Source organism: Halomonas halmophila (assembly GCF_006540005.1).
GTDB classification, from domain to species: domain Bacteria; phylum Pseudomonadota; class Gammaproteobacteria; order Pseudomonadales; family Halomonadaceae; genus Halomonas; species Halomonas halmophila.
Genome location: NZ_BJOC01000008.1, coordinates 37,284 through 62,606, shown reverse-complemented (window position 1 = coordinate 62,606; position 25,323 = coordinate 37,284). Strand labels below are relative to the sequence as shown.

At 60.1% G+C, this 25,323-nt stretch carries 21 protein-coding genes; 3 read left to right on the top strand and 18 right to left on the bottom strand.

Translation table 11 applies throughout. The features are described from left to right. Nucleotides 1-26: 26 nt before the first annotated feature. The 3 genes from HHA01_RS02010 to HHA01_RS02000 form a co-directional block, all read right to left on the bottom strand. Nucleotides 27-1,307 (bottom strand): TRAP transporter large permease, encoded by a 1,281-nt coding sequence (locus tag HHA01_RS02010; protein WP_141317436.1) that lies wholly within the window; start codon nt 1,305-1,307, stop codon nt 27-29. Nucleotides 1,308-1,310: 3 nt separating this feature from the next. Then, nucleotides 1,311-1,844 carry a TRAP transporter small permease gene (locus tag HHA01_RS02005; RefSeq protein ID WP_246053780.1) on the bottom strand — a complete coding sequence of 178 codons (534 nt, stop codon included), beginning with the start codon at nt 1,842-1,844 and terminating at the stop codon, nt 1,311-1,313. A gap of 67 nt (nt 1,845-1,911) precedes the next feature. Then, nucleotides 1,912-2,916, bottom strand: a complete 1,005-nt coding sequence (locus tag HHA01_RS02000) for a TRAP transporter substrate-binding protein (protein WP_141317434.1) — start codon at nt 2,914-2,916, stop codon at nt 1,912-1,914. Between the two features lie 471 nt (nt 2,917-3,387). Between HHA01_RS02000 and HHA01_RS01995 the strand changes: the two genes are divergently transcribed. Then, nucleotides 3,388-3,942: an AEC family transporter gene (locus tag HHA01_RS01995; RefSeq protein ID WP_246053779.1), complete on the top strand. Its 555-nt coding sequence runs from the start codon at nt 3,388-3,390 to the stop codon at nt 3,940-3,942. Nucleotides 3,943-4,012: 70 nt separating this feature from the next. Here HHA01_RS01995 and HHA01_RS01990 read toward each other — a convergent pair whose 3' ends face one another. The 9 genes from HHA01_RS01990 to HHA01_RS01950 form a co-directional block, all read right to left on the bottom strand. After that, a complete protein-coding gene (locus HHA01_RS01990; RefSeq protein WP_141317432.1) occupies nt 4,013-5,239 on the bottom strand; it encodes an alpha-hydroxy acid oxidase in 1,227 nt (408 codons plus the stop codon). 172 nt (nt 5,240-5,411) lie between these two features. After that, entirely contained in the window at nt 5,412-6,989 is a 1,578-nt protein-coding gene (locus HHA01_RS01985) for an aldehyde dehydrogenase (NADP(+)) (RefSeq protein WP_141317455.1), read from the bottom strand. Between the two features lie 99 nt (nt 6,990-7,088). Then, nucleotides 7,089-8,414, bottom strand: coding sequence for an enolase C-terminal domain-like protein (locus HHA01_RS01980; RefSeq protein ID WP_141317431.1), 1,326 nt, complete (start codon nt 8,412-8,414; stop codon nt 7,089-7,091). A gap of 34 nt (nt 8,415-8,448) precedes the next feature. Then, a complete protein-coding gene (gene garD, locus HHA01_RS01975; RefSeq protein WP_141317430.1) occupies nt 8,449-10,017 on the bottom strand; it encodes a galactarate dehydratase in 1,569 nt (522 codons plus the stop codon). A 41-nt stretch (nt 10,018-10,058) separates the two neighbouring features. Further along, complete coding sequence (locus HHA01_RS01970) at nt 10,059-11,561, bottom strand: tripartite tricarboxylate transporter permease (protein ID WP_141317429.1); 1,503 nt, start codon at nt 11,559-11,561, stop codon at nt 10,059-10,061. 16 nt (nt 11,562-11,577) lie between these two features. Then, nucleotides 11,578-12,000: a tripartite tricarboxylate transporter TctB family protein gene (locus tag HHA01_RS01965; protein WP_246053781.1), complete on the bottom strand. Its 423-nt coding sequence runs from the start codon at nt 11,998-12,000 to the stop codon at nt 11,578-11,580. Between the two features lie 112 nt (nt 12,001-12,112). Further along, nucleotides 12,113-13,174, bottom strand: coding sequence for an ABC transporter substrate-binding protein (locus HHA01_RS01960; RefSeq protein WP_141317427.1), 1,062 nt, complete (start codon nt 13,172-13,174; stop codon nt 12,113-12,115). Nucleotides 13,175-13,292: 118 nt separating this feature from the next. Next, nucleotides 13,293-14,210 (bottom strand): 5-dehydro-4-deoxyglucarate dehydratase, encoded by a 918-nt coding sequence (gene kdgD / locus HHA01_RS01955; protein WP_141317426.1) that lies wholly within the window; start codon nt 14,208-14,210, stop codon nt 13,293-13,295. Between the two features lie 226 nt (nt 14,211-14,436). After that, nucleotides 14,437-15,399: a 2-hydroxyacid dehydrogenase gene (locus tag HHA01_RS01950; protein WP_141317425.1), complete on the bottom strand. Its 963-nt coding sequence runs from the start codon at nt 15,397-15,399 to the stop codon at nt 14,437-14,439. A gap of 316 nt (nt 15,400-15,715) precedes the next feature. Between HHA01_RS01950 and HHA01_RS01945 the strand changes: the two genes are divergently transcribed. Next, nucleotides 15,716-16,675 (top strand): AEC family transporter, encoded by a 960-nt coding sequence (locus HHA01_RS01945; protein WP_141317424.1) that lies wholly within the window; start codon nt 15,716-15,718, stop codon nt 16,673-16,675. A 336-nt stretch (nt 16,676-17,011) separates the two neighbouring features. Then, the gene (locus tag HHA01_RS01940; protein WP_141317423.1) at nt 17,012-17,989 is read left to right on the top strand and encodes an IS110 family RNA-guided transposase; all 978 of its coding nucleotides are present in this window, start codon (nt 17,012-17,014) and stop codon (nt 17,987-17,989) included. 62 nt (nt 17,990-18,051) lie between these two features. On the opposite strand, the gene sixA is transcribed toward HHA01_RS01940, so the two are convergent. From sixA to HHA01_RS01910, 6 genes are all read right to left on the bottom strand, one after another. Next, nucleotides 18,052-18,537, bottom strand: a complete 486-nt coding sequence (gene sixA / locus HHA01_RS01935) for a phosphohistidine phosphatase SixA (protein ID WP_141317422.1) — start codon at nt 18,535-18,537, stop codon at nt 18,052-18,054. Beyond that, the gene (locus HHA01_RS01930; RefSeq protein ID WP_141317421.1) at nt 18,530-19,597 is read right to left on the bottom strand and encodes an NAD(P)H-dependent glycerol-3-phosphate dehydrogenase; all 1,068 of its coding nucleotides are present in this window, start codon (nt 19,595-19,597) and stop codon (nt 18,530-18,532) included. Before HHA01_RS01930 ends, sixA begins: the two co-directional genes overlap by 8 nt. Nucleotides 19,598-19,701: 104 nt before the next feature. Next, complete coding sequence (locus HHA01_RS01925) at nt 19,702-21,135, bottom strand: NAD(P)(+) transhydrogenase (Re/Si-specific) subunit beta (protein WP_141317420.1); 1,434 nt, start codon at nt 21,133-21,135, stop codon at nt 19,702-19,704. Nucleotides 21,136-21,151: 16 nt separating this feature from the next. Next, nucleotides 21,152-22,723 carry a Re/Si-specific NAD(P)(+) transhydrogenase subunit alpha gene (locus HHA01_RS01920; RefSeq protein ID WP_141317419.1) on the bottom strand — a complete coding sequence of 524 codons (1,572 nt, stop codon included), beginning with the start codon at nt 22,721-22,723 and terminating at the stop codon, nt 21,152-21,154. 208 nt (nt 22,724-22,931) lie between these two features. Next, nucleotides 22,932-24,836: a molecular chaperone HtpG gene (htpG, locus tag HHA01_RS01915; protein WP_141317418.1), complete on the bottom strand. Its 1,905-nt coding sequence runs from the start codon at nt 24,834-24,836 to the stop codon at nt 22,932-22,934. A 108-nt stretch (nt 24,837-24,944) separates the two neighbouring features. Then, nucleotides 24,945-25,226 (bottom strand): YkvA family protein, encoded by a 282-nt coding sequence (locus HHA01_RS01910; RefSeq protein WP_307725335.1) that lies wholly within the window; start codon nt 25,224-25,226, stop codon nt 24,945-24,947. Nucleotides 25,227-25,323: the final 97 nt, after the last annotated feature.

The window sequence follows — 25,323 nt, the reverse complement described above, 5'->3', positions numbered from 1 at the left end:
TCCTGTCCCAACGGGTACGAGCAGCGTTACTGGAAGAAGGACGGCAGCATCAGCGATACCGCGGGCACATAGGTCACCAGCATCAGCACGGCGAACAGCGCCAGATAGAAGGGCCAGATGGTGCGCACCGTCTGCTCCATCTTGATCTTGCCGATGACGCTGCCGACAAACAGACAGGACCCGACCGGCGGTGTGCACAGCCCCAATCCCAGATTGATCATCAGGATGATGCCGAACTGAATGGGGTCCATGCCGAACTGCATGGCAACCGGCAGGAAGATCGGCGTGCAGATAAGAATCAGCGCCGCCATGTCCATGATCATGCCGAGACCCAGCAACAGCAGGTTGAGCATCAGCAGGATGACGTAGGGGTTGTCGGAGATGGCCAGCAGCGCCTCACTCAGCATTTCAGGGACACTGTACAAGGCGAGCAGGTAGGAGAAGGCCGAGGCGCACCCGACCAGAATCATCACCAGCGAGGTCGTGCGCACCGACTGATAGACCGCCTTCTTGAAGGAGTGCCAGGTCAGCTCGCGATAGACCAGCCCCGTGATGACGATGGCATAGATCGCCCCGAAGGCACCGGACTCGGTCACGGTCAGGATGCCCGAGAGCACGCCACCAACGATGATGACCGCCGTCAGCAGACCCGGCAGCGCCGCCGCAAAGCTGATGATCAACGCGCTCCAGCCGGGGAACTCCTCACCGGCATATCCTCTCTTGACGGCCACCACATAGGCGGCAACCGCCAGGGCGAGGCACATCAGAATGCCGGGGACGATGCCGGCGATGAACAACTGGGTCACCGAGATCCCGCCGCCTGCCGCGACAGCATAAAGAATCATGTTGTGACTGGGCGGAATGACCACCCCGGCAACCGACGAGGTGACAGTGACATTGACGGCATAGTCGGCGTCGTAGCCCTTTTCCTTCATGACCGGCACCAGAATCGACCCCAGTGCCGAGGTATCGGCAACAGCCGACCCGGAAATGCCCCCGAACAGCATCGACGACGAGACATTCACCAGTCCCAGGCCGCCGCGAATCCGCCCCACCGCTGCCGAGGCGAGACGCACCAGGCGATTGGAGATGCCACCATGCAGCATCAACTCGCCAGCGAATATGAAGAAAGGGATGGCCAGCAGCGAAAACACCGAGATACCGGACAGAATGCGCTGAAAGCCGACGAAGAGCGGCAGCCCCTCGTAGAGGAAGGTCACGATCGAGGCCAGGCCGACGGCAAATGCCACGGGCGCACCGACGATCAGACCGAGAAAGAAGACGCCAAAGAGTAGTATCAGGCCCATGGTTCACGTCTCCCCTGGTGTCATGAGACGCTGCACGATATTGACCACCGAGAACAGCACCATCAGCAGCCCACTGACCACCATCGGCGCGGCGCGCCAGCTCTCGGAAAGACCGATCATCGGAATCGGCCGACTCAGATTGTCGAGCACCATGATGTAGCCCTGCCATGCCATGAAAACGCCAAAGGCCACCACGAACAGATCCGCCACCAGCCGCATCAGGCTACGCGGCACGGTCGGCAGTCCCTCCCGAATGAAGTCGATGCTCAGGTGGGACTTGTTGCGCACCCCGGCGGCGGCACCCAGGAAAGTTACATAGATGACGATCAGCAACGAGGTCTGTTCAACCCAGGTCGGCGTATCGTTGAGGACGTAACGCCCGAAGACCAGCCAGCCGAACGAAGCAATCAAGAAAACGAGCAGAATGCCGGAGACGATAATGCAGAGTTGCGCCATGCCATCAAGCACACGGTCGACGGCAGAGCGCGCAGCCTGTTCCTCGGGCGGAACCTCGGGTTGATCGGAATAATCACTCACGGTTTCTGACCCCTTCGAGGAGCCCCGGTCGGCGCGCCGACCGGGGCTCGGCATGGTGTGGACGGCACTATTTCTGCGCGTTCTGAATATCGCTTACCAGGCTTTCGAGGTCCGGATGTTCCTGAATGAAGGCATCATAAATCGGCTGCATTTTCTCCTGAAAGACAGATTTATCATCGACTTCGTTGATTTTCACACCGGATTCCAGCACCATTTCTCGGCTTTTCTGTGCCTGCTCCTCCCAGAGCTTGCGTTGCTCCTGAGCCGCGTTTTCCGCTGCTTCACGGACAATGCCCTGATCTTCCTCGGACAATTCGGTCCAGGTGGATTTGGCGATACACAAGCACTCGGGCAGTATCAGATGCTCGGTCAGGGAGTAATATTGGGCAACTTCATAATGACCACTGGATTCGTAGGACGGATAGTTGTTTTCGGCACCGTCAATGACACCGGTTTTCAGCGACTGGTAGACCTCACTGTAAGCCATCGGCGTGGCGTTGCCGCCCAGCTCGTCGATCATCTGCACATAGAGGTCGTTGTTCATCACGCGGACCTTGAGCCCGTCCACATCCTCGGGGGATGTCACCGGATGATCCGTGTTGTACAGACTCCGCGCACCAGAGCCGAACCAGGAAAGCGCAATCAGGTTCTTGTCGGCCAGTGCATCCGCGAAACGCTCACCGATTTCCCCATCCATGATGCGGTACATATCTTCGGGACTGCTGAAGATGAACGGCAATGACAGGACGTTGGTTGCCGGTACAATGGGTCCCATAGGTCCCATATTGAAGTTGGCAAAATCCAGAGCCCCACTTCGCGTCTGCTCGATAGCATCCGGTTGATCACCCAGCACGGCATTGTGGTAGACCTTGGGTTCAACGCGCCCTTCCGTCTTCTCGGCCACCTCCTCGGCAAAGCTTTCCAGGGCCACACTGTTGGGGTAGCCAGGCGGGTGGATGTTCCAGCCCCGCCACTGTTCTGCCTGGGCAGGTAAGGCCACCATGGCCAGAAGGCCCGTGGCGGTGGTGAGCTTCAAGCAATGACGGAAATTCGTTGTCTTGTTGGTCAGCATGGCTCGCTCCATCCGAGTAGGATATGGTCAATCATTGTGCTTGTTCTGATGCCCCTGTGCTCTGTTACCAAAGCCGTTCGGGGCGTCTTTTATCATCAAGGGACACACGTCTAAGCGAATGTCTTGAATGCCTTTTCTGACGGATTACCAGAATCTCCGCTCGGACATGACGGCAGAACTTAACTGGTAATACATCATATGAATGACAAGTTAGTCAGTCTCCGTGCACCTTACAAGCCTTCCCGACCACTTTGAGACTAAAGTGCTATCGGCCATCCCCGCCTTGCTTCCGCTTCTCCTCCAGTCGCCGGCTGGTGGCTACCCGAACCAGACAGGCTCGCCAGCGAACCATGCGGACGTGCCGACAATCATCATATATCGTACAATTATGCTGCCATGCCAGGCGGTCGCAGCCTGCTGCCCCTCATGTCCCGTCACAATGCCGATCTTCCGCATCAGGACAAGATGCCAATGACTCACCTGCTGCTCGATACACTGAATGTCAGCCTGCCGGTATTCACCATGGTGTTCATGGGAGTCCTGCTGAAACGCCTGGGCTGGATCGATCAGGCCTTCATCAATACCGCCTCCAGTCTGGTATTCAAGGTCACCATGCCGGCCCTGCTTTTCCTGAGCATTCTGCGTGCCGAACCCGGTGAGGACTTCCAGCTCGGACTGGTGGTGTATTACCTGATCATTTCAGCGCTGATGTTCGTGCTGATCTGGGCCTGGTCGCTATACCGCTGCCCCCGGCAACAACGTGGCGTCTACGTTCAGGCGGCATTTCGCGGCAACTGCGGCATCATGGGGCTGGCCCTGGCGACCAGCATGTACGGTGAGCTGGGGCTTTCCCTGGGTGGCGTCATGGCGGGCGGCATCATCATGCTCAACCTGGTACTGTCGGCCATCGTGCTGGCCGTCTACAGCCCGCTGGTCAATTCCCACCCCGGGGCCATTCTCAAGGATGTGGCGACCAACCCCTTGATCATCGGGATCTCCGGGGGCCTGCTGCTGGGGCTGATATGACCCCAATCGGCAGACGGGCATGCATGGCTCGGTATTGCACTGGCTCGTGCTCCAGGCCCTGTACGCCTCCTCATGGCCGAGCCAGGTTGATCAGGGCATCCGATTCGAGCTCCTCCAGCCGGTTGATCCCCAGCATGCCCATATCGGCGCGAATCTCGTCCATCAATAAATGAATGGCGTGATCCACGCCACCTTCTTCACCAATGGCAGCCGCATAGTTAAAGGGTCGCCCGATGAAGGCACAGCTCGCCCCCAGGGCCAGCGCCTTGAGCACATCGGAGCCACGCCGGAAGCCACTATCAATCATCACCGACATGTCACCCGCTACCTCCAGTGCCGCGGGCAGGGTGCGCATCGGCGATACAGCACCATCCAGCTGACGTCCACCGTGGTTGGAAAGAATCACTCCATCGGCACCATGCGCTCGTGCCTTGGCAACGTCCTCCGGGTTCAGCAGCCCCTTGATGACCAGGCGCCCTTGCCAACGCTGGCGAATACGCTGCAACTCGGACCAGTCGAGATGCTCACGTCCGGAAAAATCACGCTGGACGTGTCTGGATATAATGGCGGCACCACGCTCCGCAGTATTGTTTTCGAAGTGCGGCATGCCATGGCGCACCCAGGTGCGCAACAAGGTTCCCAGGCTCCAGCGCGGATGCGTCAAGCCATCCCAGAACAGTCGTGGGCTCGGGCGCAAGGGCGTACGAAAACCGTTACGCAGATTGTTCTCGCGATTCGGAACGACGGCCGAATCCACCGTGACGACCAGTGTCTCGACGCCGGCCCGAGCCACACGGTCGAGCAAGGAATCAATCTGCGACGACTCGGCGGGCAAGTAGGCCTGGAACCAGGTATCCGGCGCTTGCGCCATGACTTCCTCGAGGCGGATCAGGGACGAGCCGCTGAGGATCATCGGGATGCCGGCCCGAGCGGCGGCCCGGGCCAGCGCCAGATCCCCTCGATACCCGGTCAGCGAGCATATGCCCATCGGCGCAATACCGAAGGGTGCTGAATAACGCCTCCCCAGCAGCGAGATCGAGGACTGGCGTTGGCTGACATCACGCAACACTCGGTGCTGAAAGCCAAGCTCGTCAAAGACCGCACGGTTGTCGCGGTAGGACGCCTGGGTTTCCACAGCACCCGCGACATAACCAAAGAGCGGTCTCGGCAGGTGACGTTTGGCCACCGGCTCGAAGTCATCGAGACACAGGATCCGCGAGAGTCGCCGTGCCACCCACCAGGCGACTTTGGGCGGCGCATGCGGGGGCGTGCTCGCTACCGGCGCATCAGAGGTCATGGCATATCTCCTGTTATCAGCTTGCTCTACCCTCCCGAGAAGGCCGACGTGCACCATTGAAAGCCTTCCGGAGCCGGCTTCTCAGTCCGGCGAGTCAACGCCATCGGGTCACATAAAAAAGGCGGCCCGCAGGCCGCCAATGCTTGACGATTATCCAGCTGGGTATCTGGCTTTATGCTTCGCGCTTTCCGTCCACCAGGCGGCTGACGCCGGCCGGGTTGCTGTCCTTGAGGGCCTCGGGCAGCAGGGCCTCGGGCAGGTTCTGGTAGCAGACCGGACGCAGGAAGCGATAGATGGCGGCACTGCCCACCGAGGTGGTGCGCGAGTCCGAGGTCGCCGGATAGGGGCCGCCGTGCACCATGGCGTGGCAGACCTCGACGCCGGTCGGCCAGCCGTTGGCCATGACGCGACCCGCCCGACGCTCGAGCACCGGCAGCAGCGCGCGAGCGGCTTCGGCATCGGCATCGTCCATCTGCAGGGTCGCCGTTAGCTGACCTTCCAGGTGTTCGGCTACCCGCTTGACCTCGTCCTGGTCGGCACACTCGATGACCAGCGAGGTGGCACCAAAGACCTCGGCCTGCAGCGATTCGTCGGACAGGAAATCCGCGGCGGAGGCCGCGAACAGGCCGGCCTGGCACTGGTTGTCACCGTCACCCGCCGGCCCGCGTGCGATTTCACGCGCCTTGTCATTGCTGACCAGGGCATCAACGCCCTTGTTGTAGGCGTCGTGAATGCCCGGCGTCAGCATGGTGTGCGACGCGGCGCCCTGCACGGCCTCGCCGGCGGCGGCCAGGAAGTTGTTCAGTCCTTCGCCCTTCTCGGCGATGACCAGCCCGGGGTTGGTGCAGAACTGACCGGCGCCCAGATTCAGCGAGGCGACAAAGGCCTCGCCCAGCTCGGCGGCACGCGACTGAAGCGCGGCCGGAAGCAGGAAGACCGGGTTGATCGAGCTCATTTCGGCATAGACCGGAATCGGCTCGGGACGCGACTGCGCCGCCTGTACCAGCGCCGTGCCGCCGGAGCGCGAGCCCGTGAAGCCGACCGCCTTGATACGCGAGTCGGTCACCAGGCCCTGGCCGACTTCACGACCGGAACCATACAACAGGGAGAACACGCCTTCAGGCAGCTCGCACTTCTCCACCGCTCTCTGGATGGCCCGACCGACCAGCTCGGACGTTCCCGGATGCGCGGAGTGGGCCTTGACCACGACCGGGCAGCCCGCGGCCAGCGCGGAGGCCGTGTCACCACCGGCGACGGAGAAAGCCAGCGGGAAATTGGAGGCACCGAATACCGCCACCGGCCCCAAGGCGACATGACGCTGACGCAGGTCGACCCGCGGCATCGGCTGGCGTTCCGGCAGTGCCGGGTCGATCCGCACATCGAGCCACTCGCCGGCACGCACCACGCCGGCGAACAGGCGCAGCTGGCCGCAGGTACGGCCACGCTCGCCCTGAATACGCGCCTGCGGCAAGCCGGATTCGGCCATGGCGCGCTCGATCAGCGGCTCGCCGATGGCCTCGATCTCATCGGCAATGGCCTCGAGAAAGCTGGCCCGCTCTTCCAGGCCCGTTTCGCGATACTGGTCGAAGGCCGTCCAGGCCAAATCACAGGCACGCTCGACTTCGGCCTTGCTACCCGCCGCGTACCCCGGGTCCAGACGCTCGTTGGTGGAGGGGTTCACCGCATGAATCAGTGCGCCTTCGGCCGCAACGGCCTGAGCGCCAATCAGTTGCTTGCCTTCGAGTGTCATCATATCTCTCCTGTCGAGGGAAGCGGTAATACCGCGCCTAGCGCCGTATCACCCGGAAACAGTCGGCGGCATTGCTCGTGCCGCCTCTTGGGTCTGGTGTCAGCGCACCAGCGCCGGGCGTTTGGGATCGAACTCCCAGCCCTTGATCAGATATTGCATGGCCATGGCGTCGTCGCGCTGCGTGACGTCGAGGCGCTTGTATTTTTCGTGCGCTTCCATGAGTCGGGCATCATCCAGTTCGACACCCAGGCCCGGCGTCTTCGGTACCTGCAGCTTGCCGTCACGAATCAGGAAGGGATCGGTGGTGATGCGCTGGCCGTCCTGCCAGATCCAGTGGGTGTCGATGGCGGTGATCTCGCCCGGGCAGGCCGCCGCCACGTGCGTCATCATGGCCAGGGAGATGTCGAAATGGTTGTTGCTGTGCGAGCCCCAGGTCATACCCCATTCGTTGCACAGCTCGCCGACGGCCACGGCGCCCTGCATGGTCCAGAAGTGGCAATCTGCCAGCGGGATATCCACCGAGTTCAACTGCACGGCCAGCTGCAACTGCTTGTAATCGGTGGCAATCATGTTGGTGGCGGTAGGCAGTCCGGTACGCTTCTTGAACTCTGCCATGGTCTCGCGACCGGAGAAGCCACCTTCCTGACCACAGGGGTCCTCGGCATAGCTCAGCAGGTGCTTGACGGGATCGAGCACACGCACCGCCTCGTCGAGCCCCCAGGCACCGTTGGGGTCCAGCGTCAGGCGCGCATCGGGGAAGGCCTCATGCAGGGCACGGATGCAGTCGGCTTCGTCTTCACCACGCAGCACGCCGCCCTTGAGCTTGAAGTCGCGGAAGCCGTAACGCTCATAGGCCGCCTTGGCCAGGTCGGCGACGGCATCGGGGGTCATGGCTTCGCGATAACGCACCTCGTCCCAGGCATCCACGGGATCGGTGGCACGCGGGTACGGCAGGTCCGTCTTGTCGGGATCGCCCAGCAGGAACAGATAGCCGAGCGCCTCCACTTCGTCGCGCTGCCGGCCATACTGACCCAGCAGGTCGGCTACCGGCATACCCATGGCCTGCCCGAAGAGGTCGAACAGGGCCGACTCGATCGCCGTGATGACATGCACCGCGACCCGCAGGTCGAAGGTCTGGCGACCGCGCTCTTCGCGACCATTGCGGGCCAGCAGCAGACGCACACGATTCAGAGTCTGCTTGACGTCATTGACCCTCGAGCCTTCGACCAGCTCGCGACATTGCTCCAGCCCCTTGAGGATGCCGTCACTGGAGGGAATCTCGCCGACTCCGCGGTTTCCGGATTCGTCCTCCAGCACCAGCACGCAGCGAATGAACCAGGGGGCATGGCCGCCGCTCAGGTTAAGCAGGAAGCCATCCTCGCCGGCCACCGGCACGATTTTCATCTGGGTAATTTTCGGAAACATGGGATATTGCCTCGTTACAATATTCAACAACGCCTCAGGTGACCGGCGCTGGATTGAAGAGCACCAGATCGTTGTACAGCCCCAGCCTGTCGGCCGCCGCCTGCTGACGCCCACTGGCCACATCGAGAATCAGGTGGAACAATTCCCAGCCCATATCCTCGATGGAAGCCTCGCCGGTGGCGATACGCCCGGCATCGAGGTCGATCAGGTCATGCCAGCGGCGGCCCAGGGTGGAATTGCTGGCGACCTTGATGACGGGGGTCATGGGGAGGTTGTAGGGCGTACCGCGGCCGGTGGTAAAGACCTGCAGGTTCATGCCCGCGGCGGCCTGCAAAGTGCCGCAGATGAAGTCGCTGGCCGGCGTGGCGGCGAAGGTCAGGCCACGCTTGCGAAGGCGTTCACCCGGCCCGATGACATCGACAATCGGCGAGTGCCCCGACTTGATCACCGACCCCAGGGCCTTCTCGACGATGTTGCTCAACCCGCCCTTCTTGTTGCCGGGCGAGGTATTGGCACTGCGATCGGCCTGGCCCTGAGACAGGTAGTCGTCGTACCAGGCCATTTGATCGACCAGCGCCTGGCCGACCTCAGCATCCACGGCACGTGGTGTCAGCAGGTGAATGGCGTCACGCACTTCCGTGACTTCGGAAAACATCACGCTGCCACCGGCGCGGACGATGAGATCCGTCGCGAAACCCACCGTAGGGTTGGCCGTCAGGCCGGAGAAGGCATCGCTGCCCCCGCACTGCATGCCCACCACCAGCTCCGACACCGGGCAGGTCTCGCGCTGACGCTGGTTCAGGCGCTCGAGATGGCGTTCCGCCATGGCCATGATGCCTTCGACCATATCGGCAAAGCTTTCGAAGGACTCATCCTGCAGGCTCAGCACATTGGCCTGCGGATCCGCCGCTTCAGTGTTTTGATAGATCTTGACCGGCTGGTCATCGACCAGAGTGGACGGCTGAAGCTTCTCGCAACCCAGACCGACGACCATCACTTCATCGCCGAAGTTGGGATTCCGAGCCAGGTTCTTGAGGGTGCGAATCGGCACCATGGCAGCCGGGGCATTGATCGCCACGCCACAGCCATAGCTATGATTGAGCCCCACCACGTCATCGACATTGATAAACCGGGGCAGCAGCTCACTCTTAATGCGCTGCACTACATGATCCACTACACCAGCTACGCATTGCACGCTGGTGGTGATGCCAAGCACATTCTTGGTACCGACGCTGCCATTGGCATTGCGAAACCCTTCAAAGGTATAACCTTCAAGCGTTTCCGCCGATGGTGCCGACCGCGTCGCCAACGGCAATTCGTCCAGAGCCGGCGGTGTCGGCATGTGCAGATTGGTCTCGTTGACATGACCACCACAAGGGATCGCCACCTTCGCAGTACCGATCACCTCACCATAACGCCATACTTTACCCTCCAGCGGAATATCTACCAGGGCCACCTTGTGGCCCTGAGGGACATGGCACTGGAGTTCTACTCCGTCATCCAGTCGCTCGCCAGCACTAACCCCCCCATCGTCCACGATAACCGCGACGTTGTCTCGATCATGGACCTTGATGGCGCGCAATTTCAGTCGGTTACCTGTCATGCAGTTTCCCTGTCCTTTAATATTCCACACTTTCTCGGATATCAACCGGAATGTGCCGCATGCGGGTTGCGCGAATGCATCCGCATGTAAACCGGGAAAGCGATGGAAATAGCGATCAAGACCCAAAGCACGATAGCAATCGGGCTCTTCGTGAAGAATACGGTCAAATTACCGAACGACTCGATGCTTTTGACAAAATACACTTCTGCAGGCCCACCCAGAATAAACCCAATAATCAGGGGGACCATCTCGATGCCGAGCTTGGCCAGTACATACCCCAACACGCCAAACAAAAGGAGGACCCATACATCAAACATGACACCATAATTGATGGCATAGGCACCTACCACACACATCATGATGATAACGGGATAAAGCAGGTGTTTTGGCACCTCTACGACTCTAGCAATGTGACGTATCGCGAAGAACATGGCGAAGAACATGACAACATTCGCCGCCACCAACGCTGTGATGATGATATACCACGTATCCAGATTGCTATTGATGAACAAGGGACCAACCTGGATACCCTGTAGCGTGAAGGCACCAATCAGTATCGCTGTGGTCGAGTCACCAGGAATACCCAATGACAGGAGAGGAACGAGAGCGCCGCCCGTCAAGGCATTATTCGAAGCTTCGGAAGCAACAATTCCCTGTGGGGCGCCCTTACCCATCTGGGACGAATCTCTCGAAAAATTCTTTTCCTGCGTATAAGACAAGATCGAGCACGTGCTTCCGCCAACCCCTGGCAGTATGCCAACAAAGGTACCAATGGAGGATGAACGCACCAGGTTGACCAATTTCCCCTTGAAGATATTAAAGGAGAATTTCTCACCTCTTCCAAGCTTTATGCCTTCGGATGCCTCGCCTTTCAGCCCTTTGGCCGCATCTCCAAAAATGACAGCCAAGCCGAATATGCCGATCAAGACCGGCAATAGCGTAAAGCCGCTATACATCGTCTCTTCCAGGAAGGAAGGCACCAGGCGAACTTCACCATTACCTCCCGATGTTATGGGGTAGACACCCACCAGGCTAAGCCATATACCCAAAACACCACTAAACAACCCCATCAGCAGACTCTTAGAGAGGGAGGCAATAACACTGAGCGCCAGGAGGATAACCAGAAACTTTTCTACATAAGAAAACTTAATGGCAAACTCCGCCAAAACCGGAGCCAGGTAAAAAAGGGCGGCCGCACTAAACAGGCCGCCAAACAAAGAAGCAACAACACCAATCTTCAGTGCCTTTTCGCCGTTACCAGCCTGGGCCATGGGGTAGCCATCGAAGGTTGTACATATCGAAGAAGGCGTACCAGGCAAGTTCAAGAGAACCGCAGGCACCATCCCTCCGGCGATCCCCCCAACATAGAGGCCAAGCAAAAGTGCCAGCGCACCATTCATGCCAAGTGCATAGGTCAACGGCAGACAAACCGCCACTGCCATCGTGGCGGTCATTCCCGGAATCGAACCAAATATGATACCCACCAATGTCCCCAGCAACACTAACAGGAAGAACATTGGCGTTAATTGTGAGAGGAAATCCATGCTTATCTCTCCGCCATCAAGGCAGTGTTATACCAAAAAGATGCGCTAGCATGAACCATACCAGCAGCGGTGCTATAACAGCGGTGGCCGCAATTATCGCCAAATTTTTCCAAGTTTTTTGATCAACATAAAGCAATGACAAGCAAAAAATAAAAGGTACAGACATAAAGAGAAATCCATACCCAGTATTCGGAAAAATACCACCTACGACATACATCAAGTAGAAGTACGCCGTTGTCAGGGTGAGTGTTCCGAAAAAGCGGGTCCAATGAAACTCTTCACTCTTGCCGAGAACGGCTTCCCCAGCTCGCTTGAGACCCGGCAGCAAAGCATTTCGATGTTTGATCAAAATCACACCCAGCATCAATACCAGGGCCCAAGTAATAATTCTTGGAAAGAAAAGGTGAGATTGCTCAAAGCTTACAGAAACTTCAAACATCGACAAGAAACCATCTCCCATAATCCACCTTTTGACATCCACTCAACACCGACACTCTCAACTTCATCCTAAAGCCAGAGAGGCCGACGCACACAGCGCCGGCCAGAAAGGATCAGGACTGAATATTATTGATAATCTTCTTGTAGTCAGCCATCTTACCCTTCAGATGCTTACTGGCTTCAGAAGATGGCATATAATTGGGAATAAAGAACAACTCTTTCTGGCGCTTCTTAATATCCCCTTTGGCATAGACCTCCTTCAGAGCATTATCAATGCAATCTACGATTTTCTGATCCGTTCCCTTGTTATAGATAAAGAAAAACTCTTTATCGAAGGTAAAGTTTTGCTTGTCCGTCATCGGTACGGAAGCATTCGGAGAAACGTAATTCAGCAGGTCCTCTCGCGTGGTTTCACCCAACCCTTCCGAGTTAGCCTTCTGTATAGTTTCGTTGCGTGCCGTCAGCCAAACGAAGCGCATGGCTTTCTGGTCGCTTTCCGGCAACCGGGTAAACTGTTCGTTGGCCTGAACAGACCCATTGATGACATCGGCATAGTCATTGAAAAGCAGCTGGTTTTTATCGGCCTGCGAGCCAGTATTTACCGCGACGATATTGCCTTCTTTACCAGGATATTCACGCTTGACAGCATTTTTCAGGGCGCTGAAGCCAATTTCGGATACACCACCCGGCTGAATGGCAACCTTGATCTCTTCGCCATTACCTGCCGCATCGATGATCTCTTCGATCGATTGGTAGGGCGAGTCCTTGGGTACCAGATAGGCATTGCCCGGATTAATGGCTACGCTTGGACCGATCTTGAACTTTTCGAAGACATTCCCATATCCATTGACATCATACAGATGCCCCAGATATGCCATGTCGTGGAAGATCATGATGGTATTGCCATTCGGGCTTCGCTCAAGGGCACGAAAAGCAGGAACCGCACCAACGGCATCAACCTTCATATTGATGTCAAGTTCCTTGGCCAGGTGATCTGCCACAAGACTGGAGTTCTGATACGTATCACCACCAGTCGAGGTCGACCCGATCACCACACGTACATTATCCGGAATCGGGCACTCAGCAGCAGCAAAGCTTGACATGGATGTTCCGGCGGCACCGGCGAGGGCTACTGCACACACCAGCTTACGAAGCGGATTCTTGATCATTTTCATGGAGCTGTGTCTCCTTGTTGCTTGGCGTAATGAGGCCTTTGTTGATTGTAATACCCTACGGCCAGGCCTCTTTTCGCTGCTCGTACCACATGTCACCGAGTGGTACCGACCAGAGAGTTTATGACTCTTGAGCTTTCTTGATTAGAGCGGCCAACTTCGCTCGCTCTTCATCATTGGGCATTTCCAGCGGGGCACGCACGCTGCCGGAAGGGCGACCAATGATATCGGTGCCCGCCTTGATCAGACTGACGGCATATCCCGCCTTGTTATCGCGTAGATCGACAAAGGGCAGGAAGAATTCCCGCGAGATGCGTTGCACGGTGTCGGTGTCGCCGGCGCGCAGTGCCTTGTAGAAGGTCACGGCCATATCCGGTACAAAATTGAATACGGCGCTGGAATAAGTGTTCACGCCCATGGCCAGGTAAGCCTCGGCGATGATTTCGGCCGTCGGCACACCGCCCACATAGGCCAGGCGATCGCCCACGGTCTTGATGACACGATTGAGGGCCTGCATGTCGCCCTTGCCATCCTTGAGCCCCACCAGGTTCGGACAGGCTTCGGCCAGGCGCTGGACTGAGTCCGGGCTCATCACCCCATTACCACGGTTGTAGTAAATCACGCTGATCGCGGTGGCGTCACAGATCTGACGGGCGTAAGCCACCAGGCCATCCTGAGGGCATTCGGTCAGATACGGCGGCATCAGCAGGATGCCGTCGGCCCCTTCTTCCTCGGCGATGCGGGCAAAGTTGCTGCCCGTCGCCACACTGAGACCGGCGCTGGCGATCACCGGCAGCTTGCCATCGACCGTCCTGACGGCCAGACGGACGATCTCCCGGAACTCCTCCTGAGACAGGTTGAAGAACTCTCCCGTGCCACCCGCGACAAACACCGCCGAGATTTCATGGCTGATGAACCACTCCAGACGCTGACGATAGCTTTCTGCATCAAAGCGCCCCTGCTCGTCGAAATCGGTCACAGGGAAGGACAGCAGTCCGTCACTGATCGCCTGTTTGACATCTTCGTGCTTATAGATCACCGGATCGCCCTCTTGTTCGTCCAGGACAAGGTGAAGGCTGTGACTCAACCTTCATGTCATACATCATACAAATAAGTTAGATGGCCGAGCGGGCTCAGGCAATACGCCGAAAGTCGCATCTAGACCAAAGTATGACGACCGCCTGCTGGCAACGAGAGCGTCAGGCGCTGACGACCCAAGAAGCGCTGCGAACCGCTACTCCCGTTGTCCCTCCCGGTGTCACGGCTCAGACGGCCGTGACGGCCTGTTCGCCCGCCAGGACCCGGTTGACGTTTTCGACGGCCAGGTCGCACATGGCATTGCGGGTCTGAAACGTGGCAGACCCGATGTGCGGCAGGCAGATGACATTGGACAAGCCCATCAAGGGCGAGTCAGCGGGCAATGGCTCTTGCTCGAAGACATCGAGGCCGGCGTAGTACAGGCTGCCATCCTGCAGGCAGGCGGCCAGTTCGTCCTCGCGCACCACCCTGCCGCGCGAGATGTTGACGAAGATTGCCCGGGGCCGGGTCATGGCAAGGTAATGGCGACCGATCAGTCCTTCGGTCTCGGCGGTCAAGGGGATGGTGACGCAGATGAAGTCACTCTCGCGGAACAGTTGCTCGAGTTCGACCCGCCGGGCTCCCAGAGCGGACTCCACGTCCGGCCTGGCCGAGCGATTGTAATAGTTCACCGACATGCCGAAGCCATCACGCCCCCGCCTGGCCACCGACTGGCCGATACGTCCCATGCCGACCACACCAAGCTTCTTGCCATGCATGTCGACACCAAAATGCTGGCGCGACAACGAGGCCTTCCACTCATGATTCTGGACCATATCGAGCATTTCCCCGGCACGACGGGCCGCCATCATCATCAGCATGAAGCCCGTATCCGCCGTGGACTCCGTCAACACATCCGGCGTATTGGTCAGCACGATGCCGCGCTGGCGCATGGCCTCGACGGGATAACTGTCGACGCCGACAGAAACACTAGCCACCACCTTCAGCCTGGGCGCCGCCTCCAGGAGTTCCTCGGTGAACCTGATGCCGGACCCGACATAGGCATCGGCTTGACTCAACGCCGCCCTGAAGGCCGTCATGTCTTCTTGCGTCGTGACGCGCGTAAAGTGCGTCAGATCGAAACACTCGGCCAGTTGCTCGGCGAGCTCCGGATACAACTCATGCACCACCACCAGTTTTTGGCTAGACACCACGCCACCTCACATCACGGATAGAAAAACAGGTCATCATTTCCCCTGCGCGAGTCCTCGACAACACGAGACGCCCCCGGCTTCCTGCGCAGGTTACAAGCCCACTTATTGTCATATGTCATACAATATACCCAGAGTAGAATGCAATCGCTCTATCCATGCGGCGCCGCTCAAGGCCCACCGACGCGCTCGGGTCTCGGTACGGCCACCCTCGCTCGTGCAGGGACCCGGCCGTGCCGGGCTGACTGGTAAAAGCCGTTTGACGCCGGCACCATAGCCGCCTCTGGTTTTATTCCTTGGCCTTCAGGACCCTGCCATGCCATTGACGCAGCTTTTCCTCTCCACACTGGACATCACCCTGCCGGTCTTTGCCATGGTGTTCATCGGCGTTGGCCTGAAGCGGCTGGGCTGGATCGACCAGGCTTTCGTCAACACCGCCTCCCGGCTGGTCTTTCATGGCACCCTGCCGACGCTGATCTTTCTGAGCCTGATCGGGACGGATCTGGACAGCACCCTCGATCCCTGGCTGCTGCTGTTCTTCGCACTGGCGACGCTGGCCAGCTTCCTGATCAGTTGGGGCTGGGCGGCCTGGCGGGTGCCCAGGCATCAGCGCGGGGTCTATGTGCAGGGCGCCTTTCGCGGCAATTGCGGTATCGTCGGCCTGGCGCTGGCCCACGGCATGTATGGCGAGGCCGGCGTGTCCCTGGGCGGGCTGCTGCTCGGCGTGGTCATCCTGACCTACAATATCCTGTCCGTCGTGATACTCAGCATCTACCGGCCACATGGCGGAGGATCGCGCCATGCCCAATGGCGCAGCATCGCCGGACACATTGGCAAGAACCCTCTGATTCTGTCGGTCCTGGGGGCCACACCTCTGGCGATTGTGGAGATCGAACTTCCGGTGTGGCTTGCCACCAGCGGCGATTACTTTGCCTCGCTGACCCTGCCCCTTGCGCTGATCTGCATCGGGGCCACGCTGTCGACGCGCGCGCTGAAGAGGAGTTATGCCGCCGCACTGGGCGCCAGCCTGTGGAAGATGGTCGGCATCCCGATACTGGCGACCGCCGTGGCCTGGTGGGTCGGCTTCGAAGGGCGCGAGTTGGGCGTCATGTTCCTGTTCTTCGCCAGTCCCACGGCGGCTGCGGCTTTCGTGATGGCCAAGGCCATGGGCGGTGATGAAACCCTCACCGCCAACATCATTGCCCTGACCACCCTGATGGCCAGTATCACGGTGACGGCCGGTGTTTTCATGCTGCGTATCGCCGGCGTGATATAGGCTTTGTCTGAAAACTGACTGCGCTCGGCTATACGGCGTTAAAAATCAGCTCAACATGCTCATTTACAACTCTCGTAAACTCCGCTTTTTCGCTGATTTTTGCCTTGTCTATCCTTCGCTCGTCGACTTTTCGGACAAAGCCTTGTGTCTCTCCGGGCTTGTTGATTAGCTACCAGCAGGCCTTGGCATCAGGGTGAGCATCCACAAAGCCTGAGGCGTTATAGCCTGGTTCTTAGATTATGCCCCCTGATGCCCTCTATCTCGATAGCTTGAATGGTATCCAAGCCCCTCCGGAATCGGGGTGAGGCTGCACGAACAAGGAAAGGCGACGAGATCATGGCAGTAATTGGCATTGACGTCAGCAAGCAGAAACTCGACTGCGCCTGGCTACGCGATGTGACGACCGGCAAGGTCAAGACCCGAGTATTCGCCAATCGCCAGCAGGACTTTCCTCGCTTGGTGGAATGGCTCGAACACCAGACCGGGGAGTCACTGGATCAGTTGTATGTGTTGATGGAAGCCACTGGTATCTATCACGAAACGCTCGCGTATTGGCTGCATGCTGCCGGCATCCAGGTCTATGTCCTCAATCCGGCGCAAGTGCGCGATTTCTCCCGTGGCCTGGGGATACGTGGCAAAACGGACAAGAAGGACAGTGTGGTTCTGGCCCGGTATGGCGCGACTCAACGCCCTGAAGCCTGGCAGCCAGAGCCCGAGGAAGTCCGCAAGCTCAAAGCTCTGGCAGCGAGACTCGATGCTCTGGACAAGGACATTCAGCGTGAGCGAAACCGGCGCGAGAAAGCCGAGTTCGCCATGGCAACCGATATCCTCCGCTCGATCGATGACATTCTGCTGGCGTTGACGCGTGAGCGAGATCGTCTCCAGCAGGAGATCGATGACAACCTCGATCAGCACCCTGACTTGAAGCAGGATCGTGCCTTGCTGCAAACGATTCCTGGCGTTGGCCCTGCGGTATCTCTCCGACTGTTGGCGATGCTGCGTAGCCGTGTTTTCGAAAGCGCTCGCCAGGCCGCAGCGTTTGCGGGGCTCGTGCCCGTCAGTTGGGAATCGGTTAGCTCCGTCCGGGGGCGTCCCCGCTTGTCGAAAGCCGGCAATCCGAAACTGCGTCAAAGCCTATACATGGCAGCCGTTGTCGGGCTGAGGCGGAATCCGGATATCTCGGCGCTATACCAGCGGCTTACAACAAACGGCAAGAGCAAAATGGCGGCCTTGGGGGCGGCGATGCGGAAGCTGCTCCACATCGCCTACGGTGTCCTCAAGACCCAGACCGAATATCGGCCACAAACCGCCTGATGGAATGTTTGTGGCCGGTTAGGAGAGATGGTATCTAGTTAGAGAGAGGGAACCGCGTCATGTCAGGCGGGCAGGTCAGCGGGCGTGATGAAGCCTGCCAGGCGTGCACAGCCGGCTGCCGGCACCTCGGTCGTGAGTTCGGCGATGGCGGCGGTCGGCAAGCCCAGGCCATGCTCGCTGCGCCCTTCCACCAGCAGGCCGGTCAGGGCGCCGACCAGCGGCATGTGGCTGACCAGCAGGCAGGGGGCACTCGGGTCGGCCTCGAGCAGCCAGTCGAGCACGGCACCGGGGGCATCGTCCGGCGTCAGCAGCGGCAGGGTCTCCAGAGAAGCGCCCAGCGCCTCGGCTATCGGCTCGGCCGTCTGTTGAGCGCGTCGATACGGGCTGACCAGCAGCCGCAAGCGGGCGAGGTCCAGGTCCTGACGCCCGGCCAGCCACGCCGCCATGCGGGCGGCTTCACGGTGCCCTGTCGCGGTCAGTTCGCGTTCGCTGTCCGGTCGCCCTGCCCCGGCTTCGCCGTGGCGCATGATCAACAGGGTTTCAGCCATCATTGTGTCCCGAGTCGCGGTGATCCTGCTGCACATTCTCGCGCGGCAGAACGAATTCCACATCGCTGCTCTGCTCACCCTGCATCAGCAGGCGCGCCATGTCACGGGCCGGCACATCCCGAAAGAGCACCTGATAGAGTCCCTCGGCCAACGGCATGTAGACGCCTTCCTGATGCGCCATGTCACGCACCAGGCGCACGGTGTTGACGCCTTCCGCCACCTGGCCGAGCGCCTCCACGGCCTCATCCAGGCTACGCCCCTCGCCGAGCGCGAAACCGACCCGATAGTTGCGCGACAGGCTCGAGGAGCAGGTCACGATCAGATCGCCGACCCCGGCGAGCCCGAGAAAGGTCATCGGATTGGCCCCCTGGGCGACCGCGAAGCGGCTCATCTCCGCCAGGGCACGCGTCATCAGCATGCTGCGGGTGTTTTCGCCCATGCCCAGCGCCGCAGCCATGCCGGCGGCAATGGCATAGATGTTCTTCAGGGCCCCGCCGAGCTCCACACCATAGCGGTCATTGCTGGCGTAGACGCGGAAATAGTCACACCCCAGCGCGGTCTGCACGCGGGTGCGTGTCAAGGGGTCATGACTGGCGATGACCGAGGCCGTCAACTGATGCTGGGCGACCTCCGAGGCCAGATTGGGCCCCGAGAGCACGCCGATATGCTGGCCATCCGTCTCCTCTTCGAGAATCCGGCTCATCAGCTTGAAACCATCTTCCTGAATGCCCTTGGTGGTACTGACCAGGATGCACTCGGGCTCGAGCCAAGGCCGTGCCTGGCGCACCACATCACGAAAGCCCTTGGAGGGAATGGCCACCAGCACCAGCCCCGCCCCCTGCAACGCCTCAGCGAGCTGCGTGTGGGCTACCACGGCGAGGTTGATGGCGAAGTCGGGCAGGTAGCGGCCATTGCGATGCTCGCGATTGATCTGAGCGGCGAGTTCGGCATCGCGCAGCCACTGTCGCACCTCGAAGCCATTATCGGCTGCGATGCTGGCCAGGGCGGTGCCGAAGCTGCCGCCGCCCAGCACCGCTACCCTGTTGTGCTCATCGGACATGATCGCCCCGTGCAAGAGAATGTTGGCAGGATTGTAACCAAAAACGCCCCGAGTCGGGGCGTTGGATACAGCAACGAAACGGGCCGGCCCGGCCGGCCCGGGGCTCATTCCACCAGGGGAACCAGCGAATCGATGCTGGACCGCGCATCGCCGTAGAGCATGCGCGTGTTCTCCTTGAAGAACAACGGGTTCTCGATGCCCGAGTAGCCGGTACCCTGCCCGCGCTTGCAGACAATGACCTGCCTGGATTCCCAGACCCGCAGCACCGGCATGCCGGCAATGGGGCTGTTGGGGTCTTCCTGGGCGGCCGGATTGACGATGTCGTTGGAGCCGATGACGATCACCACATCGGTCTCGGCAAAGTCATCATTGATCTCGTCCATCTCGAGGACGATGTCATAGGGCACCTTGGCCTCGGCCAGCAGGACGTTCATGTGGCCGGGCAGACGACCGGCGACCGGGTGAATGCCGAACAGCACTTCCTTGCCGGCACTACGCAGCTTGCGCGTCAATTCACTGACGGCATTCTGTGCCTGGGCCACCGCCATGCCGTACCCCGGCACGATGACGACACGGTCGGCATCGTTCAGGGCACTGGCGACGCCGTTGACATCGATGGCGACCTGCTCGCCCTCGATCTCGGCCGCCGGCCCCTGAGAGCCCCCGAAGCCGCCCAGGATCACGTTGACGAAGTTGCGGTTCATCGCCTTGCACATGATGTAGGACAGGATGGCCCCCGAGGAGCCCACCAGGGCACCGGTGACGATCAACAGATCATTGGAGAGCGTGAAGCCGATGGCCGCCGCCGCCCAGCCGGAATAGCTGTTGAGCATGGAGACCACCACCGGCATGTCGGCACCGCCGATGCCCATGATCAGGTGATAGCCGATGAACAGCGCCAGCGCCGCCAGCACCAGCAGCGTCCAGAAGCCGGCACCATTGAGATAGAGCACCGCCAGCAGCAGCGACAGCACTGCGGCGCCCGCATTCAGCCAGTGACCACCCGGCAGTTGGCGTGGCTTGCCATCCACCTTGCCGGCCAACTTGCCGAAGGCGATCACCGAGCCGGTAAAGGTCACCGCACCGATGAAGACGCCGAGAACGACCTCGATCTGCAGGAAGGTCAGCTCCGCCGGCGTCTTTTCCGCCACCAGGGCGGCAAAGGCCGAAAAGCCCTCGCTGCCGCCTTCCGCGGCCAGCACGCGGCGTCGCTCCAGGTCGGCATTGAAACCGACGAAGACCGCCGCCAGGCCGACAAAGCTGTGCAGTGCCGCCACCAGCTGTGGCATTTCGGTCATGTCGACCTTTTTCGCCAGGTAGACACCGGCCACGGCGCCGATGACCATCATCGGCACCATCCACCAGTAACCGCCAATTCCCGGCCCGAAGGCGGTGAACCCTACCGCCACGGCCATGCCGACGATGCCGTACCACACCGCCCGCTTGGCCTTTTCCTGATTGCTCAAGCCCCCCAGCGAGAGGATGAACAATACACTTGCCGCGATCGCCGCCGCGGACACGAATCCTTGACTCAACATGGTGTCTCTCCGCGGCTCATGACTTCTGGAACATGGCCAGCATCCGGCGTGTCACCAGGAAGCCGCCCACGATATTGATGGTGGCAATCAGGACCGATATCGCCGCCAGCAGCCCGACCAGGATGCTGCCCGAGCCGATCTGCAGTATCGCCCCCAGCACGATGATGCCGGAAATGGCATTGGTCACCGCCATGAGCGGTGTGTGCAGGGAGTGGCTCACGCCCCAGATCACCTGGAAGCCGACGAAGCACGCCAGCACGAAGACGATGAAGTGCTGCATGAAGGATGGCGGTGCCACCTGGCCCAGCAACAGCATCAGCGCCCCGCCCACGGCCAGCATGCCGACCTGACGCTTGGTCTGGCTGACAAAGGTGGCATGTTCCGCCGCCTTCTTCTCTTCCGGCGTGGGTTCCTTTTCCTTGGGCTTGGGCTTGGCCGCGCCGATCGCCTGAACCTTGGGCGGCGGCGGCGGGAAGGTGATCTCGCCCTGGTAGGCCACCGTCGAGCCACGAATGACATCGTCTTCCATGTCGTGATTCAGCTGACCATCCTTCTCGGGCGTGAGATCGGTGATCATGTGGCGGACGTTGGTGGCGTACAGCAGCGAGGCCTGGGTGGCCATGCGCGACGGGAAATCGGTGTAACCGACGATGACCACGCCGTTATCCGTGACGATGCGCTGGTCCGGCTCGGTCAGGTCGCAGTTGCCGCCCCGCTCGGCGGCCAGGTCGACGATCACCGATCCCGGCTTCATGGACTTGACCATGTCTTCCAGCCACAGTTTCGGCGCCGGCTTGCCGGGAATCAGCGCCGTGGTGATGACGATATCGACATCCGCGGCCTGTTCACGGAACAGCGCCAGCTGTTTCTCGCGAAACTCCGGGCTGGAAGGCTTGGCATAACCCCCGCTTTCCGAGCCGTCCTCGGCATTGTCGAAATCGAGGAACAGGAACTCGGCGCCCATCGACTCGATCTGCTCGGAGACCTCGGGGCGCACGTCGAAGGCGCGCACCACGGCCCCGAGACTCGTCGCCGTGCCGATGGCCGCCAGGCCCGCGACGCCGGCACCGACCACCAGCACCTTGGCCGGCGGCACCTTGCCCGCGGCGGTCACCTGGCCGGTAAAGAAGCGCCCGAACTGGTTGCCCGCCTCGATCACCGCGCGATAGCCGGCGATATTGGCCGTGGACGACAACGCATCCATCTTCTGGGCCCGCGAGATGCGCGGCACCATGTCCATGGCGATGACATTGGCGCCGGTGGCCCGGCAACGTTCCAGCAGCTCCTCGTTCTGGGCCGGCCAGAAAAACGAGATCAGCGTCTGTTCCTGTCGCAGGCGAGCGGCCTCGACCTCGGAAGGTTCGCGGACCTTGATGACCACATCCGCCGCCTGCCAGAGCGCCTCGGCGCCCTCGATAACTTCCACGCCAGCGTCACGGTAGGCCGCGTCATCAAAGCCTGCCGCCGTGCCAGCGCCCGTTTCTATCAAACATTCGTGTCCAAGCTTCTGGAGATGCTGAGCGCTCTCGGGGGTCAACGCGACACGCGCTTCCCCTGCAGCGGACTCCTTGGGTGCACCAATCTTCACGTTGGATCTCCCCCTTGCAGGTTTATCGTTATTCACGACTCGAGCCGGCTATCAATACCTGAGTTGGAAATCTTTCTCAAGGCGCATGCCGTCGAGACCATTGCCGAAGGCGTATCCGGATCTGCCCGAAAGCACCGGCCCGACACGACTCGACCCCGCCGCAGCGGGGTCGAGAAAAGGCGCAGGAAATTTCTACTTGACGTGGACGTCAAGCACTCAGCAACGTATTGAGTCGCTTGACGTAAGCTGCCGGGTCATCGAGGTGGCCGCCCTCGGCGATCACGGCCTGATCCAGCAGGATACGCGCCAGGTCACCGAAGCCCTCTCCCTCGGCACCTTCCAGGCGAGTCACCAGGGCATGCTCAGGGTTGAGCTCGAGGATCGGCTTGACCTCCGGCATGGGCTGCCCTGCGGCTTCCATGATGCGGCGCATCTGATAACCCATCTCATGCTCGGGCAGCACCACGCAGGCCGGGGAATCGGTCAGGCGATGCGTCACGCGGACTTCCTGGACATCACCGCCCAGCGCGTCCTGGACCCGCTTGACCAGGTCTTCCTTGGCCTTGGCGGTTTCTTCCTGGGCCTTCTTCTCGTCCTCGTCCTCGACTTCGCCCAGGTCGAGATCGCCCTTGGCCACGTCGACGAAGGACTTGCCTTCGAACTCGGTCAGGTGGCTCATCAGCCACTCGTCGATACGGTCGTGGAGCAGCAGCACCTCGACGCCCTTCTTGCGGAAGATCTCCAGATGCGGGCTCGACTTGGTGGCATTGAAGCCGTCGGCGACGATGTAGTAGATCTTCTCCTGCCCTTCCTTCATGCGCCCGATATAGTCGGCCAGTGATTGATCCTGGGTGGCGCTGTCGGTATGGGTGGTGGAGAAGCGCAGCAGGCCGGCGATCTTCTCGCGATTGGCATGATCCTCGGCCGGTCCTTCCTTGAGCACGCTGCCGAAGGTGTTCCAGAACGTCTGGTAGGCCTCGTCGTCCTTGGCCAGCTTCTTGAGCATGTCCAGGGAGCGCTTGGTCAGGGCCGACTTGATCTTGTCGACCTGCGGGTCCTGCTGCAGCAGTTCACGGGAGACGTTGAGCGACAGGTCGCGGGTATCCAGCACGCCCTTGATGAAGCGCAGATAGAGCGGCAGGAACTGCTCGGCGTCATCCATGATGAAGACGCGCTGCACGTAGAGCTTGACGCCACGCGCGCCGTCACGCTCGTAGAGGTCGAAGGGCGCACGTCCCGGCACATAGAGCAGGCTGGTATATTCGAGCTTGCCCTCGACCTTGTTGTGGCTCCAGGTCAGCGGGTCGGAGAAGTCATGGGCGACATGCTTGTAGAACGCCTTGTACTCCTCGTCCTCGATGTCCGTCTTGGGACGCACCCAGAGCGCGGTGGCCTCGTTGACGGTTTCCCAGGTCGTGACCTCGCTGCCCTCGATCTCGTTGCCTTCGTCATCGCGGGCATTCTCGGTCTTCGGCATGCGCACCGGCACATCGATGTGGTCGGAATACTTGCGCACCAGGTTCTGGATGCGGAAGTCGTCGGCGAAATCCTTGGCGTCTTCCTTGAGGTGCAGGATGATCTCGGTGCCGTGGCGCTCGAGCTCGACATCCGCGACGCTGAACTCGCCCTCGCCCTGTGAACGCCATTCGACGCCTTCACTGTGGTCCGTTCCCGCCTTACGGGTGCGCACCGTGACGTCATCGGCGACGATGAAGCCGGAGTAGAAACCGACACCGAACTGACCGATCAGCTTGGCATCCTTCTGCTGTTCACCCGAGAGCTGCTTGAGGAACTCGGACGTGCCACTGCGGGCGATGGTGCCGAGGTTCTCGATGACCTCGTCACGATTCATGCCGATGCCGTTGTCACGCAGGGTGATGGTGCCGGCCTGTTGATCATGCTCGATCTCGATGCGCAGCTCGCTGTCGCCCTCGAAGATGGCATCATTGTCCAGCGCTTCGTAACGCAGCTTGTCACAGGCATCGGCCGCGTTGGAGACCAGCTCGCGCAGGAAGATTTCCCTGTTGGAGTACAGGGAGTTGATCATCAGGTGGAGCAGTTGCTTGACTTCCGTCTGGAAGCCCAGCGTTTCCTCATGGGTGGCAGTGGTCATCGATTTCGGACCCCTTTCTCGACGTGTCAGTGACGGTGGCAGCAACCACCAATGGCGTTATGTCGTCGATATGGGGTTCACCGCAGGTTTTTCAAGCGTGCCTCAGCATCACTCTCTGGCGTCATCCGGCAACTCGGTGTCGGTGTCTCCATACTTCCAGCGCCGATATGCTTCGAGTGAGCGGTCGACGCGGGTCAACAGCCAGCCAACCACGACCACATCATCGACCACACCGATCAACATCAGCACATCCGGGATCAGATCAAGCGGCGAAACCAGGTAGGCGAACGCCACCAGCATCCAGGCGATCGCCGGCCAGGGCACGGGACGATAGCGCCCGCGCAGAACGTCGGCCAGCATCGGCACGAACAGGCTAAGGGCTCGCCGCATGCGTCCTAGCACACGAGAGCGCTGTTTGAGGCGCTGAAACAACGCCAACCCCTTGAATCCAGCCATCATCCCTCCTGAAAAGATGCCGCAACGCCGC